The organism is Massilia sp. Soil_C_3 (genome assembly GCF_057657035.1).
Genome location: NZ_JBDGJG010000006.1, coordinates 68,487 through 83,430, shown reverse-complemented (window position 1 = coordinate 83,430; position 14,944 = coordinate 68,487). Strand labels below are relative to the sequence as shown.

Annotated in this window: 14 protein-coding genes; 5 read left to right on the top strand and 9 right to left on the bottom strand. The window is 67.6% G+C overall.

The window, feature by feature from the left end; all coding sequences use genetic code 11:
* Positions 1 to 12: 12 nt before the first annotated feature.
* The 4 genes from AC3A6F_RS13290 to AC3A6F_RS13275 all read right to left on the bottom strand — a co-directional run bounded on the left by AC3A6F_RS13290 (position 13) and on the right by AC3A6F_RS13275 (position 3,174).
* The gene (locus tag AC3A6F_RS13290; protein ID WP_487681438.1) at positions 13 to 687 is read right to left on the bottom strand and encodes a glutathione S-transferase; all 675 of its coding nucleotides are present in this window, start codon (positions 685 to 687) and stop codon (positions 13 to 15) included.
* Between the two features lie 92 nt (positions 688 to 779).
* On the bottom strand, positions 780 to 1,031 hold the full coding sequence (locus AC3A6F_RS13285; protein ID WP_487681436.1) for a hypothetical protein: 252 nt from the start codon (positions 1,029 to 1,031) through the stop codon (positions 780 to 782).
* A gap of 3 nt (positions 1,032 to 1,034) precedes the next feature.
* Positions 1,035 to 2,915, bottom strand: coding sequence for a ferrous iron transporter B (gene feoB, locus AC3A6F_RS13280; RefSeq protein WP_487681434.1), 1,881 nt, complete (start codon positions 2,913 to 2,915; stop codon positions 1,035 to 1,037).
* Positions 2,916 to 2,919: 4 nt separating this feature from the next.
* Positions 2,920 to 3,174 (bottom strand): FeoA family protein, encoded by a 255-nt coding sequence (locus tag AC3A6F_RS13275; RefSeq protein WP_487681432.1) that lies wholly within the window; start codon positions 3,172 to 3,174, stop codon positions 2,920 to 2,922.
* Positions 3,175 to 3,409: 235 nt separating this feature from the next.
* Between AC3A6F_RS13275 and AC3A6F_RS13270 the strand changes: the two genes are divergently transcribed.
* The 3 genes from AC3A6F_RS13270 (at position 3,410) to AC3A6F_RS13260 (ending at position 5,774) form a co-directional block, all read left to right on the top strand.
* Positions 3,410 to 3,619, top strand: a complete 210-nt coding sequence (locus AC3A6F_RS13270) for a (2Fe-2S)-binding protein (protein ID WP_123071745.1) — start codon at positions 3,410 to 3,412, stop codon at positions 3,617 to 3,619.
* Positions 3,620 to 3,741: 122 nt separating this feature from the next.
* Complete coding sequence (locus AC3A6F_RS13265) at positions 3,742 to 4,407, top strand: response regulator (RefSeq protein WP_487681429.1); 666 nt, start codon at positions 3,742 to 3,744, stop codon at positions 4,405 to 4,407.
* Positions 4,404 to 5,774 carry an ATP-binding protein gene (locus tag AC3A6F_RS13260; protein WP_487681427.1) on the top strand — a complete coding sequence of 457 codons (1,371 nt, stop codon included), beginning with the start codon at positions 4,404 to 4,406 and terminating at the stop codon, positions 5,772 to 5,774. Before AC3A6F_RS13265 ends, AC3A6F_RS13260 begins: the two co-directional genes overlap by 4 nt.
* Here the strand turns inward: AC3A6F_RS13260 and AC3A6F_RS13255 are convergent.
* From AC3A6F_RS13255 to AC3A6F_RS13245, 3 genes are read right to left on the bottom strand one after another with little or no spacing between them, the layout of a single operon-like run.
* Positions 5,746 to 6,543, bottom strand: a complete 798-nt coding sequence (locus AC3A6F_RS13255; protein ID WP_487681425.1) for a MipA/OmpV family protein — start codon at positions 6,541 to 6,543, stop codon at positions 5,746 to 5,748. The two genes, AC3A6F_RS13260 and AC3A6F_RS13255, sit on opposite strands and share 29 nt — an antisense overlap.
* A gap of 30 nt (positions 6,544 to 6,573) precedes the next feature.
* Positions 6,574 to 9,633: an efflux RND transporter permease subunit gene (locus tag AC3A6F_RS13250; protein ID WP_487681423.1), complete on the bottom strand. Its 3,060-nt coding sequence runs from the start codon at positions 9,631 to 9,633 to the stop codon at positions 6,574 to 6,576.
* Positions 9,630 to 10,772, bottom strand: coding sequence for an efflux RND transporter periplasmic adaptor subunit (locus AC3A6F_RS13245; RefSeq protein ID WP_487681421.1), 1,143 nt, complete (start codon positions 10,770 to 10,772; stop codon positions 9,630 to 9,632). Before AC3A6F_RS13245 ends, AC3A6F_RS13250 begins: the two co-directional genes overlap by 4 nt.
* 371 nt (positions 10,773 to 11,143) lie before the next feature.
* Between AC3A6F_RS13245 and bfr the strand changes: the two genes are divergently transcribed.
* Positions 11,144 to 11,614 (top strand): bacterioferritin, encoded by a 471-nt coding sequence (gene bfr, locus AC3A6F_RS13240; protein WP_320473850.1) that lies wholly within the window; start codon positions 11,144 to 11,146, stop codon positions 11,612 to 11,614.
* 69 nt (positions 11,615 to 11,683) lie between these two features.
* Here the strand turns inward: bfr and AC3A6F_RS13235 are convergent, their stop codons facing one another.
* On the bottom strand, positions 11,684 to 12,610 hold the full coding sequence (locus AC3A6F_RS13235; RefSeq protein WP_487681419.1) for a PfkB family carbohydrate kinase: 927 nt from the start codon (positions 12,608 to 12,610) through the stop codon (positions 11,684 to 11,686).
* Between the two features lie 14 nt (positions 12,611 to 12,624).
* Positions 12,625 to 13,239: a glutathione S-transferase C-terminal domain-containing protein gene (locus AC3A6F_RS13230; RefSeq protein ID WP_487681417.1), complete on the bottom strand. Its 615-nt coding sequence runs from the start codon at positions 13,237 to 13,239 to the stop codon at positions 12,625 to 12,627.
* 157 nt (positions 13,240 to 13,396) lie between these two features.
* On the opposite strand from AC3A6F_RS13230, the gene purB reads away from it, so the two are divergent.
* Positions 13,397 to 14,776, top strand: a complete 1,380-nt coding sequence (purB, locus tag AC3A6F_RS13225; RefSeq protein WP_487681415.1) for an adenylosuccinate lyase — start codon at positions 13,397 to 13,399, stop codon at positions 14,774 to 14,776.
* Positions 14,777 to 14,944 lie beyond the last annotated feature (168 nt).

Here is a 14,944-nt window from a genome sequence, read left to right as displayed (position 1 = left end):
TGATGGATCCTCTTACGCCTTGCCGATCTCGTACTTGCCGCCACGCTCGAGCGCGCGCCCATAGGCCGGCCGCGCGTGGATGCGCTTGAGGAAATCGGACAGGTTCGGGTATTTGCCATCGAGCCCGCCGCGCGAAGCCGCCGCCTCCAGCGGGAAGCTCAGCTGGATGTCGGCCGCCGTGAACTCTTCGCCGGTGAACCAGGGGTGCTTGCCCAGCTCTCCTTCCAGGTAGGCCAGGTGCAGCGCGATCTGTGGCAGCACGAAGCTGCCCTTGACCTTTTGCGCGATGCCGCGCGCGATCGGCTTGACGAAGAACGGCATCGGGCTGTTCTCGACCTTGTCGAACACCAGCTTGAGCAGCAGCGGCGGCATCGCCGAGCCTTCGGCGTAGTGCAGGAAGTGGGTATAGCGCAGGCGCGCCGGGGTGCCGGCCGCCGGTTTCAGGCGTCCCTGGCCGTACTGCTCGACCAGGTAGTCGACGATGGCGCCGGACTCGGCCACCACCAGCTCGCCGTCGCTGATGACGGGCGACTTGCCCAGCGGGTGCACGGCCTTGAGTTCGGGCGGCGCCAGCATGGTCCTGGGGTCGCGCTGGTAGCGCTTGATCTCGTAGTCCAGGCCCAGCTCCTCCAGCAGCCACAGGATGCGCTGCGAGCGCGAGTTGTTCAGGTGGTGGACGACGATCATGGCGGATACGGGAAGTGGCGATGGGCGCCAGCTTAGCACTGTTGCGCATGCGCCAACAAGCCCGCGCCGAGAGCGCGGGCCGTGGAGACGGATCAGCGCTGGTGCAGCTTGATCACGCGGTGCTTGCCTGGCGGGTCGGGTTGCTTGGGTGCGCAGCCGCTGCCGCAGCTGCCGCCGCCGCAACCGCCGCCGCCGGTCTTGTCGAGCCAGCGCGCGATGGCCGAGCTGCGCCCGCCGCGGGTCAGGCGCAGCACGATGCGCGCACGCAGGCCGGCCGACATGTACTTCGCGCCGAGGTACAGCGCGGCCAGCGAGACGATGATGACGACGGCCAGTTCCTGCATGATTTACGCTCCTGTGATGGCGAGGGTGACGCGGTAGACGATGAAGGCCGCCACGTAGGCCAGGCCGAACATGTAGCCGGCCATGATCCAGGCGTACTTGCGGCTGCCGGTCTCGCGCGCCACGGTGGCCAGGGTCGGCAGGCAGTGCGGCGCGTAGACGTACCAGGCCAGCAGCGCCAGGCCGGTGGCCAGCGACCACGATTCGGCGATCATCGGCGCCAGCAGGTCGCCGACTTCGTCGCCGCCCGACAGCGCGTACACGGTGCCCAGCGCGCCGACGGCCACTTCGCGTGCGGCCATGCCCGGCACCAGGGCGATCGCGATCTGCCAGTTGAAGCCGATCGGCGCCAGGATCACTTCCAGCGCACGGCCGATCATGCCGGCCACGCTGTAGTAGATCGGCGGTTCGGTGGCGCCTTCCGGCGCGCCCGGGAAGCTCGACAGCAGCCAGAGCAGGATCATCATGGTCAGGATCAGGGTACCGACCCGCATCAGGAAGATCTTGGCGCGTTCCCACAGGCCCGAGACCAGTGCGCCCGCTTGCGGCCAGTGATAGGCCGGCAGTTCGAGCATCAGCGCCTGCTGCTTGAATTCGCTGCGGCGCCGCATGAACCAGGCCACCGCCATCGCCGACAGGATGCCGGCCATGTACAGGATGAACAGCACCACGCCCTTGAGGTTGAGCAAGCCCGCCACGGTCTGGTCGGGGATGAAGGCCGCGATCAGCAGCGCGTACACCGGCAGGCGCGCGGAACACGTCATCAAGGGCGCGATCATGATCGTCACCAGGCGGTCGCGCGGGTTCTGGATCGTGCGCGCCGCCATCACGCCGGGGATCGCGCAGGCGAACGAGGACAGCAGCGGCAGGAAGGCGCGGCCCGACAGGCCGACGCTGCCCATGATGCGGTCCAGCAGGAAGGCCGCGCGCGGCAGGTAGCCCACGTCTTCGAGCAGCAGGATGAAGAAGAACAGGATCAGGATCTGCGGCAGGAACACCAGCACGCTGCCGACGCCGGCGATGATGCCGTCCACGATCAGGCTGTGCAGCAGGCCTTCGCCGAGCAGGTCGCCGACGAATTTGCCCAGCGCGCCGACACCGGCTTCGATCAGGTCCATCGGCGTGCCGGCCCAGCTGAACACGGCCTGGAAGATCAGGAACATCAGCGCGGCCAGGATGATCGGGCCCGCGACCGGATGCAGCACCACGTTGTCGACCTTTTCGGTCAGGTTGCCGGTGTCCTTCGCGGTGGAGACGGCGGCGGCCAGGATCCGGCGCACCTCGCGCTGGGTCTCTTCGACCGGCACCGCGTCGATCGCCGACAGCGGATTGGCCTTGACCGGCGCGTCGAACGTCATGCGATCGAGTTCGGCCAGCAGCGCCTGTTCGCCGCCCGACTGGATGGCGACGGTTTCCACCACCGGCATGCCCAGTTCCTGCGCCAGCTTCACGGTGTCGATCTCGATGCCGCGCTTCTTGGCGACATCGACCATGTTCAGGGTCAGCACCATCGGCAGGCCGAGGCGCTTCAGTTCCAGCACCAGGCGCAGGTTCAGGCGCAGGTTGGTCGCGTTGACCACGCACAGCACCGCATCCGGCGCGGCTTCGCCCGGGCGCAGGCCGGCCACCACGTCACGCGTGATGCCTTCGTCCGGCGTCTGCGCATTCAGGCTGTAGGCGCCCGGCAGGTCGAGCACGCGGAAAGCGCGGCCGGCCGGCGACTTGAAGCTGCCTTCCTTGCGTTCGATGGTGACGCCGGCATAGTTCGCGACCTTCTGGCGCGAGCCGGTGAGACGGTTGAAGAGTGCGGTCTTGCCGCAATTCGGGTTGCCCAGCAGTGCCACCAGCGGCGTACGGGCCGCGACTTGTCGATCCATGACTCCCATTCGTTCAATCCGCCTTGATCGAGACCAGCGCCGCTTCGAACGGGCGCAGGGCGAACGTCGACTCGCCGACCTTGACCGCCAGTGGGCCTTTCATCACGCGCTTGAGCACGCGGATGCGCTCGCCCGGCACGAAGCCCAGCTCCATCAGGCGGCGCTGCACATCGACGCCGCCCTGCGCATGCGGCGCCAGCTGGACTACGGTGGCACTCTGGCCCGCTTTCAGCGAGTCGAGAGTGGACAGGGTGGGGGCTAGGGTCATGGCAGCTTCCAAATGGTTGTTGCGCTTATGAGACAGCGACAGGAATGATGCCGACATCATAAACCTAAATGCGAACTATTACTATTTGCAGCTTGTCATTGCCTGGACGAAAAGCACAAAAAAAGTGCACACGATACGCAAAATCCGCTTGCGTTTGCCGCCGAGTTTACAGAAAATAGCAACGCAAATGAGAATGATTCGCATTTTTATAGTGTAATTAGCAAGGGTAGCTCCGATGATCGTCTGCGTCTGCAACAATATCTCCGACCGTGAAATCCGCCAGGCCGTCGATCTGGGCATCTCGTCGATCGCCGAATTGCGCAAGGAACTCGGTGTCGGCACCATGTGCGGCACCTGCGTCAGCTATGCGCGCGAAGTCCTGCATACCCATCTCGACAGCAAGACCACGATTACCGAAGTGCGCCGCCTCCCGCAAGCGGCCTGAAGCCAGACACTGCCTCCCCCGCCTCGCCAAGCCGCGAGGCTTTTTTTTGTCCGGGTGCGTCTTAAAAGGTCATTAATCCGGCGGCGTTATACTTCCCGCTCCCGGATTCGCCACCTCTTCCCATGAACATCCTGCTCGTCGAAGACGACGCCATGCTCGCTGCCGCCATCCGCGAGCGCGCGCGCCAAGAAGGCCTGGTCCTCGACCACGCGGGCGACGCCGAAAGCGCGCGCCTGGCTTTGCTCGACAACGTCTATTCGGTGATCCTGCTCGACCTCGGCCTGCCGTGCGAATCGGGCCTGTCCCTGCTGCGCGGCCTGCGCGCGGCGTACAACGCGACGCCGGTCATCATCCTGACCGCGCGCGCCCAGATGTCCGAGCGCATCGCCGGCCTGGACGCCGGCGCCGACGACTACCTCGTCAAGCCTTTCGAATTCAGCGAGCTGTGGGCGCGCATGCGCGCCGTGACCCGGCGCAGCGAAGGCAAGACGGTGCCGACGCTCACCTGCCGCAACGTGGTGCTGGACGTGGCGCGCCAGGCGGTCACCTGCGACAGCCAGCCGGTGACCCTGAGCGCCTATGAATACCGCACCCTGCTCGCCTTCATGGAACGGCCCGGCCACATCATCGCGCGCAGTCACCTGCAAACGCTGATCTATGGCGCCGACGGCGACGTCGAGAGCAATACGATCGCCGTCTTCATCCACCAGCTGCGGCGCAAGCTCGGCGACGAGATCATCGAGACCGTGCACGGCCAGGGCTACCGCCTGGGATCGGCGCCGGCATGAATTCGATCCGCGCCCGCGTGCGCCGGGTGTTTGCCCTGGCGCTCGCCTTTTGCTGGATCTGCGGCGTCAGCGTGGTCGCCGCCTATACCGCCAGCAATGAGCACAGTCTGTGGGACGGCAAGCTGCAGGCCTTCGGCACTCGCCTGCTGCTGTCGCTGCCGGCCGAGGAAATCAACGACGGCCCGTTCGGTCCCGGCCTCGAGCTGCCGCCCGACATGCAGCGCGATCCCGGAAATTTCGCGATCCAGGTCTGGAGCAATGATCGCCGGCTGGTGATCCGCTCGCCGGCAGCGCCGGCGGCGCCGTTCCAGCCGACCTTTCGCAACGGCTTCGCCACGCTGGAGGCGGGGGGCCAAGCCTGGCGCGTGTACACGATCTCGGACCGCCACAGCCTGGTCTCGGTGCAGGTCGCCAACCTGCAAAGCGCGATCGACCGCGAGATGTATGGCGAGACCCTGGCCGCGCTGGCCGCCATGACGGCGGTGCTGGTGCTGGTGGCGCTGTTGCTGCTGCATGCGCTGGACCGCTCGCTGCGCCCCCTGTCCGTCATCGAACGCGCGCTGCTGCGGCGCGCCGACTTCGACCTGACGCCGTTGCCGGTGGATGCGCTGCCGGTCGAGCTGCGCCCACTGGTGACCTCGTTCAACCACCTGCTGGAACAACTGGACAAGGCAGTCGCCAACGAGCGCCGCTTCCTGGGCGACGCCGCCCATGAACTGCGCACGCCGCTGTCGGTGCTGCAGGCCCACGCCGACGTCGCCCTGCATGCGCGCACCGATGCCGAGCGCCAGCAGGCGCTGGCGATGCTGCAGCAAGGCGTACGGCGCAGCGCGCGCATGGCCGAGCAGCTGCTCGACATGGCGCGGCTCGACGCGATGTCGTCCGCGATATCGTCCTCACTGCGCACTGAAGCGCTCGACCTGCCCCTGCTGGTCGAGCACGTGATGCACGAATACGCCTATCACGCGCAAAGCCTTGGCTGCACGCTCGTCGCCACGACGGCGCCGGCCCGGATCGACGGCAACCTAGACGATCTGGCTACCCTGCTGCGCAACCTGCTGGACAATGCGGTGCGCTTCGCGCGCGACGGCGGACGGGTGGAGGTGGCCTGCGGTGTCGGGCCCGATGGACCGTGGCTGAGCGTCGCCGACGATGGCCCCGGCGTGCCGGAGGCCGAGCACGGCGCCATCTTCCAGCGCTTCTACCGCCTGCCCGGCAACCAGGGCCGCGGCAGCGGCATCGGCCTGTCGCTGGTGGCCGCCATCGCTCGCCTGCACGATGCGCGCGTCAAGACCGGCGGCGGCCTGGCCGGCCGGGGCTTCGCGGTGCGGGTCTCCTTTAAAACGCGTACAGATAGCCCAGCTTGATGCTGCTCTCGGTGGAGCGCTCTACCAGCGGGCTGTCCTTGATCTCGCTCCCCAGCGACTTGGCGCTGACGTCGACGAAGAAGTTGTGGCGGCGCTGGAAGGCGTAGCCGAAGCGCACGCCGGCCTCGATCGCCTGCGACGAGTCGCCACTGTAGGCGCGACGGTCCAGACGCGCCTCGCCGGCGCGCACGCCATAGTAGTAATCGACGTAGTCCTTGTCGTACCACTCGGCTCCAATGCGTGGGGTGACGGTGACGGCGCCGCTGCGGAATTCGCGGTTCAGTTCCAGCTTGAAGCGCTTGCCCTCGGCGTCGCCGGTGGCGGCGGTGAATTCGCCCGCCACGCTCGTGGCCCCGCTGCGCCAGATCGCGGCGCCGCCCAGCCACAGGCCGCCCTTGCGCTCTTCCATGCCGGCGAGATAGGGCGAATCCTTGGCCTCGTAGCCGTCGTTGGCGTAGCGCGCGCGCAGGCGGAACTGCAGCGGGCCATACGAGGGCAGCTTGTAGTCGATGCGCGCGCCGAACACGCTCAGATGCTTGCTCTCGTACAGCACCAGCGGCAGCGGGTCGACTTCGTCGTCGAAGTCGCGCAACGGGCTTTTATCGAAGCCGACGCCGAAGCCGAGGCCCCACTGGGAAGTCTTGGGAGAGGTTTCGGCGGCGAGCTGCTCGGGCGCCACGACCTGGGCGGATGCGGACGCGGCGCAGGCCAGCGCAGCCATTACGGCCGTCGCGGCCAGGATGCGGGTAGGGTGAAGTGCTTGTTTCATCGGTTTCCTCTGTGGTTGAAAGCGGGGTGGTCAAAACGTCTCGGGGCCGAGGGTGGCCACGGCGGTGTTCGCGACCGGCGGGCGCCGGCGCAGGCGGCCCACGGTCACGAATACCGCCGGCACCACCAGCAGGCTGAGTAGGGTGGAAGACAACAGGCCGCCGATCACGGCGATCGCCATCGGCTGGCGGAAGCTCGCGTCGGCGCCCAGGCCGAGCGCGATCGGCAGCATGCCGGCGACCATGGCCAGGCTGGTCATCAGGATCGGACGCGCGCGCTGGCGGCAGGCGGCCAGCACCGCCGCCTCGAGCGCCAGGCCCTGCCCGCGCATGCCGCGCACCGCGTACTCGACCAGCAGGATCGAATTCTTGGCGACGATCCCCATCAGCATCACCAGGCCGATCATCGACGGCACGTCGAGTTCGCTGCCGGTGGCGAGCAGCATGGCGAAGGCCCCGCACAGCGACAGCGGCAGGGCGGACAGGATGGTGAAGGGCTGCAGGAAGTCGCCGAACAGCAGCACCAGCACGCAGTACATGCAGAGCACACCCGTGACCAGGGCGCCGCCGAAGCCCGTCATCAACTCGCCCGCGATCTCGGCGTCGCCCCCTTCGAGCAGCTGCACGCGGGCCGGCAGCGCCTGGGCAGCCGGCAACGCCATGGCCGCGGCCTGGGCCTGGCCCAGCGATACGCTGCCCAGGTCGGCGCGCAGGGTGACGTGGCGCTGGCGGTCGTAGCGGTCGATCCTGACCGGGCCATTCTCTAACGCCAGAGCGGCGACGCTGGCCAGCGGCACCAGGCCGGCATCGGCCGGCACCCGCAGGTTGCCGAGTGCTTCCAGGTCCTGGCTCTGAGCGCGCGGCATCTGCACCCGCACCGGCACCTGGCGCGCATCCAGGTTCAGCTTCGGCAGCCGCGCCCGGGTGTCGCCGGCGGTGGCGATCCGGATGGTCTCGTGGATGGCGGGCGTGCTCACGCCGCGCTCGGCGGCGCGGGCGGCATCGGGCCGCAGCACCAGTTCGGGACGTTCGACGCTGGCGCTGGAGCGCACGTTCGACAGGCCGGGCACGCCGCGCAGCTGGCGTTCCAGCTCGGCGGCGGTGGCTTGCAGCGCCGCCACGTCGGCGCTGGCCAGGATCAGTTCGATCTGCTCGCCCATCGCGCCGCCCACGCCGTAGCGGGCGCCGGGCACGTCCTGCAGCGCGCGCCGCACCGCCTCCTCGATCGCCTGTTGCGACGGCCGTTCGCCGCGCGGCTCCAGGCCCAGGGTGAGCGTCGCATTGCGCACGCCGCCGCCCACCGGCGCGTCGAGGTCGCTGCCGGCGCCACCGATGCTGGCGAATACCGATTTCACGCCACCGATGCCGGCCACTGCCAGGCGTGCGTGCTCGGCGGCCAGGCGGGTATCCATCAGGGTGCTGCCGGGAGCCAGCTCGACATCGACGCCGATCTGGCCGCGATCGGCGGCGGGCATCAGGCCGGTATCGATGAAGGGGATCAGCGCGATCGAGCCGGCAAACAGCAGCAGCGCCGCCGTGACCGTGGCGCTGCGGCGCGCCAGGCACCAGCGCACCGCGCCCAGGTAGGCGTCCATCAGGCGGCCGCCGGCGGCCTCGTGGCGCGGCGCGCCACGCATGAAGCGGGCCGCCATCACCGGCGTCAGCAGGCGCGCCACCAGCAGCGAAGCCAGCACCGCGACCACCGTGCTCCAGCCGAACTGGCGGAAGAACAGGCCAGGCACGCCGCTCATCATCGCGGTCGGGATGAACACCACCACCAGCGTCGCCGTGGTGGCGGTCACCGCCAGCGCGATCTCCTCGACCGCGTCCCGGGTGGCGCGCTCCACCGTTTTGCCCATCTGGCGGTGGCGCGCGATGTTCTCGACTTCGACGATCGCGTCGTCGACCAGGATCCCGACCACCACCGCCATCGCCAGGAGGGTCAATGTGTTGAGCGTGTAGCCCAGCAAGTCCATCAGCAGGAAGGTCGGCAGGATCGACAGCGGCAGGGCCGCGGCGGCCACCAGCGTGGCGCGCCAGTCGCGCAGGAACCACCACACCACCAGCACTGCCAGCAGCGCGCCTTCGACCAGCATCTGCATCGAACCGCGGTACTGCTCCATCGTGTAGTCGACGCTGCCCGCGACCAGGTCGAACGACATGCCGTCCTGGGCGAGGGCATGCAGCGCCGCCGTCACGCCTTCGGCCATGCGGACCTCGTCGGCGCCGCGGGCGCGGTACACGGCGAAGCCGGTCACCGGGCGGCCACCCTGCAGCGCGGCGGAGCGCTGCTCGGCCACGCCGTCGCTCACGGTTGCCACCTGGTCGAGGCGCACGCGCCGGCCGTCGCCGAGCGGGATGGCCAGCGCCGCCAGCTCGTGCGCCTGGCGCACGGTGGCCACCGTGCGCACCGCCTGCTCGCCCGCGCCCAGGCGGCTCATGCCGCCGGACGCTTCGCCGGAGGCGGCGGCGAGCGCGCGCGACAGGTCGGTCACGGTCACGCCGAGCGAGGCCATCGCCACCGGATCGGCTTCCACCCGCACTTCGCGCTCCACGCCGCCCTGGCGCACCACGCGCGCCACGGCGGGCACCGCCAGCAGCGCGCGCGTGACGACGTCGTCGACGTACCAGGACAGGGCTTCGTCGTCCATGCGGGTCGACGCCAGCGCATAGGTGACGGTGGGGTCGCTGCTGGCGCTGGCCGCGCTCACCGACGGCGGCTCGAGGTCGGACGGCAAGTCGGCGCGCACGCGGTCGACCGCGTCCTTGGTCTCGATCAGCGCTTCCGACACCGGCTTCTCGAGCACGAACTCGGCGCGGATATGCACCATGCCGTCGCCGATGGTGGTGGTGCTGTGCTTCAGGCCCGCCAGGCTGGCCAGCGCATCCTCGACCTTGCGCGCGACCTCGGTTTCCAGCTGGGCCGGCGCGGCGCCCGGCTGCACCAGCAGGATGTTGATCTCGGGCTGCTCGATGTCCGGCATGTTCTGGATCGGCAGCCGCTCGAAGCTCTGCAGGCCGGCGAGCGACAGCAGCACGAACAGCAGCAGCGCCGGAATCGGCCGGTGCAGGGACCAGGTGGCGAGGTTCATGAGCGCGTCCCTCCCTCGGCCGGCATCACCCGCAGCTGGTCGCCATCCTTCAGGAAGGCGGCGCCCTGGCCAACCACCCGCACGCCTTGCGGCAGCGGGGACAGGATCTCGCTGCGGTCATCCTGCCGCCTGCCGACCGTGACCGGCAGCGCACGGGCCACGCTGGCGTCGGCGACGAAGATCCAGCTGCGGCCGTCGCGCACGACCACGCTGTGGGCCCCGACCGTGAGCGCCTCGCTGGCCCCCAGCGCGATGCGTCCGCTGGCATACATGCCGGCGCGCGACGCGCTGCGCGGCTGGATGTCCGCATACACTGTCGCCAGGCGCGTGCGCGGATCGAGGCGCGGCGCTTCCTGGCGCACGACGGCGGGGGCGACGCCGCCGTCCGGCAGCGCAAGCTGCACCCGCTGGCCGGCGCGCACCTGGCGCAGCTGCGCCGCGGTCAGCTCGCCGCGCCATTCGAGACGGTGCTGGCGGATGATGCGAAACAGTTCATCGCCGGCGTTGGCGACGGCGCCGGGCGTGGCCGTGCGCGCGCTGACCACGCCATCGTCGGCCGCGCGCACGTCGGCATACGCCAGTATGAGGCGCTTGGCGTCGAGCTGGGCCCGGACCATCGCCACCTGCGCCCCGGTGGTATCGGCATTCGCTTCGGCCTGCTGGACATCCTGGCGGCTGACGGCGCCGCTGGTCGCGAGCGTGCGCATGCGCTCGCGCACCGCGGCCGCATGGCGCGCATTGGCCTGCGCCTGCGCCAGCGCCGCCGCCAGCTGGGCCGCCTCGGCACGCGGCAGCGCCGCATCGAAGCGCGCCAGCAGCGCGCCGCGGCGCACCGTGTCGCCGACCTCGACGCGCACCTCGGCCAGCGGCAGGCCGTCGGTGCGCGCGCCGATCACCAGTTCCTGCCAGGGCTCGATCGCGCCGTGGGCCACGATGGCCTGTTCCCAGCGCAGCAGCCGCGGTGTTTCGAGCGTGACGGTCAGGGCCGGACGGCTGGCGGATGGCGGCTGCTCCTGCGCCGGCTGCATGAGGCCGGCCAGGCCGGCGATGGCCGCACAAGATGCGCCGGCGCCGATGACGAGGATGCGCCGGGACGGCGTGTGGAAGAAGCGGCTGGGGCGGGGTGGCAACGGCGACATGGACACTTCGGTGGCGGATGACGCCGGCCAGGGGTGGCGGGCGTACCGCGGCGGACCACGGCGAAGCGAACAATGCCAAGCTGCGATTAATCTGGTTTTAATGCAACGGTTTTAATGCATGCCGAAAAATGGCAGTGCGCAATTGAAAATAAGGCTGAAATGAAAGCCGAGATAAGAAGCATTTCATTCCATTTTCGCCGTAGCGAGAAGCGTTATCAACGTGGAGTGAGAACGGTTTTTATTACGCCGCATTTTGTGGCTTTTTCTTCGATTTAATGCGCTTTTTTCGCCAATTTTCTCCCTTTTGAGGGCATATTTCGCCGGCTTGTTTGCTATCATTGAGGCCATTCAAAATCATCAGGGGCACTCCAATGAAAGGCGATCAAAACGTTCTGCGTCTGCTGAACGCACAGCTGACCAACGAACTCACCGCGATCAACCAGTATTTCCTGCATGCGCGCATGTACCGCCATTGGGGCCTGGAAAAGCTGGGTAAAAAGGAATACGAAGAATCGATCGGCGAAATGAAGCACGCCGATAAGCTGATTGACCGCATCCTGATGCTCGACGGCCTGCCGAACCTGCAGGCGCTGCACAAGCTGATGATCGGCGAGTCGACGCAGGAAATGCTGGAATGCGACCTGAAACTCGAACGCGGCGCGCAAGTGACCGTCAAGGAAGGCATCGCCGCCTCGGAAGCGGCCGCCGACTACGTGTCGCGCGACCTGTTCCTGATGATCCTGGAAGACACCGAAGAGCACATCGAGTGGCTGGAAACCCAGCTCGACCTGATCGTCAAGGTCGGCATCCAGAATTACCTGCAGAGCCAGATCGCTTCGTGATCGCGGAGTAATCGAACGAGGGCCGGCTTGCGCCGGCCCTTTTGCATTGCGTGCCACCCGGCCTGGCCTTCAGCGCCAGCGCGTCATCCACTTGTCGTAGAACCCCATATCCGCCGGCACCGCGCCGGGAATCGCGCAGATCGCGCCGGCGAATTCGTTCGCGCGCGACAAAGCCGTTTCCAGCGGCCAGCCACGCATCCGCCCCAGCAAGAAGATCGCCGCGAAGGCGTCGCCCGCCCCCACCGTATCGATCACGAACGGCGGGGCCGGATGATCGCGCTGGGTCAGGACCCGGCCCTCGCTGTCGAAGTACACCGAGCCGCGGTGGCCCAGGGTGACGATCAGGGCGTCGAGCGAGAACATCTTGAGCAAGGCCTGGCACGAGGCGTGCACCTCGTCGGCCGCCAGCGGCGGATCGTCGGGCTTGATCTGGAAGTACCAGCCGAACAGCGCCTGCAATTCTTCTTCGTTGACCTTGACGATGTTCGCCGCCTGCAGCGAGCGGGTGACGCCGCGCTCGTCGTACTGGCCGTCGCGCAGGTTCAGGTCGAGGAAGCGCGCAGCCGTGCTGGCGGCGCCATCCAGGATGGCGTCGAGCGCGCCGCGCGACACCTCGTGGCGCTGGGCCAGCATGCCGAAATAGACGATGCCCGGCGTGACTCCGTCCACGCTTGCCACGGCCGCGGCGCTGTCGATGAAGTCATAGGCCTGGTTGGGCAGGATCGTGAAGCGATGGCCGCGCGCGCCGCGCTCGACCAGCACGCGGCCGGTTTCTTCCAGCGGGTCGCGCTGCAGCCCGGCCTCGCTCATGGCGAAGCGCTCGAACTCGGCGTGCACCAGCTGGCCGCTCTTGTCGTCGCCGATGCGGGTGATGGCCAGGACCGGCGCCATGAAGGCGGCCAGGTGGCGCGCCACGTTGAACGGCGCCCCGCCGGCCACCTGCTCGGACTGAAAGTCGTCGACCAGCGCTTCGCCGAACACCACGGCGGTGGACATGCCCGGCGCGCCGTTCATGCGAGGAAGGGAACGGTGTCCTTGAACGACTGGCGTTCGGACAGCTTGTCGAACAGGCGGGCCAGGTTCGGATAGTCGCCGCGCCAGTCGATGTCGGGGAAGCGGAAGGCGATCCAGCCCAGGGCGCAGCCGACGGCAACGTCGGCCAGCGAATAGTGGTTGCCGGCGCAGAAGCTTGAATCGCCGAGGCGCTCGGACATCACGCGCAGGCCGGCATGGACCTTGCCCCACTGGCGGGCTATCCACTCGGGGCTTTGCTGCGCTTCGGGGCGCAAGGTGGTTTCAAGGCGCACCAGCACGGCGGCGTCGAGCACGCCGTCGGCCAGGGCTTCCCATACCTTGACCTCGGCCCGGTCGCGGCCGTTCGGCGGCAGCAGCTTGCAGACCGGGGTGAGCGTGTCGAGGTATTCGGCGATCACGCGCGAGTCGTACAGGGTGCTGCCGTCTTCCATCACCAGGCATGGAACCTTGCCCAGCGGATTCGTCTGCTGGATGGTCGTATCGGCGGCCCAGACATTCTCCTGGATAAAGGAATAGTCGAGCTTTTTATCCGCCAGCACGACACGGACCTTGCGGACGTAGGGGCTGGTAACAGAACCGATGAGTTTCATGGGAGGTCGCAGTTGGGAATCGAAACCCAGTATAGCATCGGCCCCTGCCGTAAAACCTGCGCTGTCGCCGTCCCAACACACCCCAGGACTGCGGCATGCGCAAGGGTTCGCCGCCCGTCCGGTGGTAAAATCCGCGTTTTTGACCGCCACTGCTGCCATGACCTCTACCGCCCTGTCCCCTACCTTGTCGGCCCTGTCCCCGCTCGACGGCCGTTACGCTTCGAAAACCGACAAGCTGCGCCCGATCCTGTCGGAAACGGGTTTCATGCACCACCGCGTGAAGGTCGAGATCGCGTGGCTGCAGGCGCTGTCGCAGGCCGGCTTTGCCGAGATCCAGCCGTTCTCCGCGCAGGCGATCGCTCACCTCGACAAGATGGCCGCCGAATTCGGTGAAAAGGATGCCGCCCGCATCAAGGAAATCGAGGCGGTCACAAACCATGACGTCAAGGCGGTCGAATACTGGCTCAAGGAACAGGTCAAGGATGTGCCCGAACTGGTCGCGGCCAGCGAATTCATCCACTTCGCCTGCACCTCGGAAGACATCAACAATACCTCGCACGGCATGATGCTGAAAAGCGCGCGCGACGGCGTGCTGCTGCCGGCGCTGCAAGCCATCATCGCCAAGCTGACCGAGATCGCCCACACCAACGCGGCGCTGCCGATGCTGTCGCGTACCCACGGCCAGACCGCCAGCCCGACGACGCTCGGCAAGGAAATGGCCAACGTGGTCGCGCGCCTGCAGCGCGCCGCCCGCCGCATCGCCGACGTCGAGATCCTGGGCAAGATGAATGGCGCGGTCGGCAACTACAACGCCCACCTGTCGGCGTATCCGGAATTCGACTGGCCGGCGTTCTCGAAGAACGTGATCGAACAGCGCCTGGGCCTGACCTTCAATCCGTACACGATCCAGATCGAGCCGCACGACTACATGGCCGAGATGTTCGACGCCATCGCGCGCACCAACACCATCCTGCTCGACCTGAACCGCGACATCTGGACCTATGTCTCGCTGGGCTACTTCAAGCAGAAGCTGAAGGCCGGCGAGATCGGTTCGTCGACCATGCCGCACAAGGTCAACCCGATCGACTTCGAGAACTCGGAAGGCAACCTGGGTCTGGCCAATTCGGTGCTGCGCCACATGGCCGACAAGCTGCCGGTCTCGCGCATGCAGCGCGACCTGACCGATTCGACGGTGCTGCGCAATATCGGCGTCGGCTTCGGCTACGCCCTGCTGGCCTACGACAGCTGCCTGCGCGGCCTGAACAAGCTGGAAGTGAACGCCGCCCGCCTGGAGCAAGACCTGGACGCGAACTGGGAAGTGCTGGCCGAACCGGTGCAGACCGTGATGCGCCGCTACGGCATCGCCAACCCGTACGAGCAGCTCAAGGAACTCACCCGCGGCAAGGGCATCACCCGCGAAGCGCTGCGCGAGTTCATCGAGACGCTGGCCGTGCCGCAGGAAGCCAAGGACCTGATGCTGGCGATGACGCCGGCGAACTATACGGGCCTGGCGGCGAAACTGGCTGCCGAGATCTGAACTGACACAGCAGCATAAGTTAGCTTGAAAACCGTCGTTCCCGCGAAGGCGGGAACCCAAGTCTTTAGCGTAGCCACTACGGCCAAGCCCTGTGGCAGCGCTAAGGACTAAGGTTCCCGCCTCCGCGGGAACGACGTGCAGGGGCCGACAAAAGAACAGCATCTACGA

Coding starts and splice junctions, on each gene's coding strand:
- AC3A6F_RS13235 (WP_487681419.1), bottom strand. CDS start 12,610: ATGTCCACCGCCGTGGTGTTCGGCGAAGCGCTGGTCGACGACTTTCAG.
- AC3A6F_RS13230 (WP_487681417.1), bottom strand. CDS start 13,239: ATGAAACTCATCGGTTCTGTTACCAGCCCCTACGTCCGCAAGGTCCGT.
- AC3A6F_RS13270 (WP_123071745.1), top strand. CDS start 3,410: ATGATCGTCTGCGTCTGCAACAATATCTCCGACCGTGAAATCCGCCAG.
- AC3A6F_RS13290 (WP_487681438.1), bottom strand. CDS start 687: ATGATCGTCGTCCACCACCTGAACAACTCGCGCTCGCAGCGCATCCTG.
- purB (WP_487681415.1), top strand. CDS start 13,397: ATGACCTCTACCGCCCTGTCCCCTACCTTGTCGGCCCTGTCCCCGCTC.
- feoB (WP_487681434.1), bottom strand. CDS start 2,915: ATGGGAGTCATGGATCGACAAGTCGCGGCCCGTACGCCGCTGGTGGCA.
- AC3A6F_RS13255 (WP_487681425.1), bottom strand. CDS start 6,543: ATGAAACAAGCACTTCACCCTACCCGCATCCTGGCCGCGACGGCCGTA.
- AC3A6F_RS13265 (WP_487681429.1), top strand. CDS start 3,742: ATGAACATCCTGCTCGTCGAAGACGACGCCATGCTCGCTGCCGCCATC.
- AC3A6F_RS13245 (WP_487681421.1), bottom strand. CDS start 10,772: ATGTCGCCGTTGCCACCCCGCCCCAGCCGCTTCTTCCACACGCCGTCC.
- bfr (WP_320473850.1), top strand. CDS start 11,144: ATGAAAGGCGATCAAAACGTTCTGCGTCTGCTGAACGCACAGCTGACC.
- AC3A6F_RS13275 (WP_487681432.1), bottom strand. CDS start 3,174: ATGACCCTAGCCCCCACCCTGTCCACTCTCGACTCGCTGAAAGCGGGC.
- AC3A6F_RS13250 (WP_487681423.1), bottom strand. CDS start 9,633: ATGAACCTCGCCACCTGGTCCCTGCACCGGCCGATTCCGGCGCTGCTG.
- AC3A6F_RS13285 (WP_487681436.1), bottom strand. CDS start 1,031: ATGCAGGAACTGGCCGTCGTCATCATCGTCTCGCTGGCCGCGCTGTAC.
- AC3A6F_RS13260 (WP_487681427.1), top strand. CDS start 4,404: ATGAATTCGATCCGCGCCCGCGTGCGCCGGGTGTTTGCCCTGGCGCTC.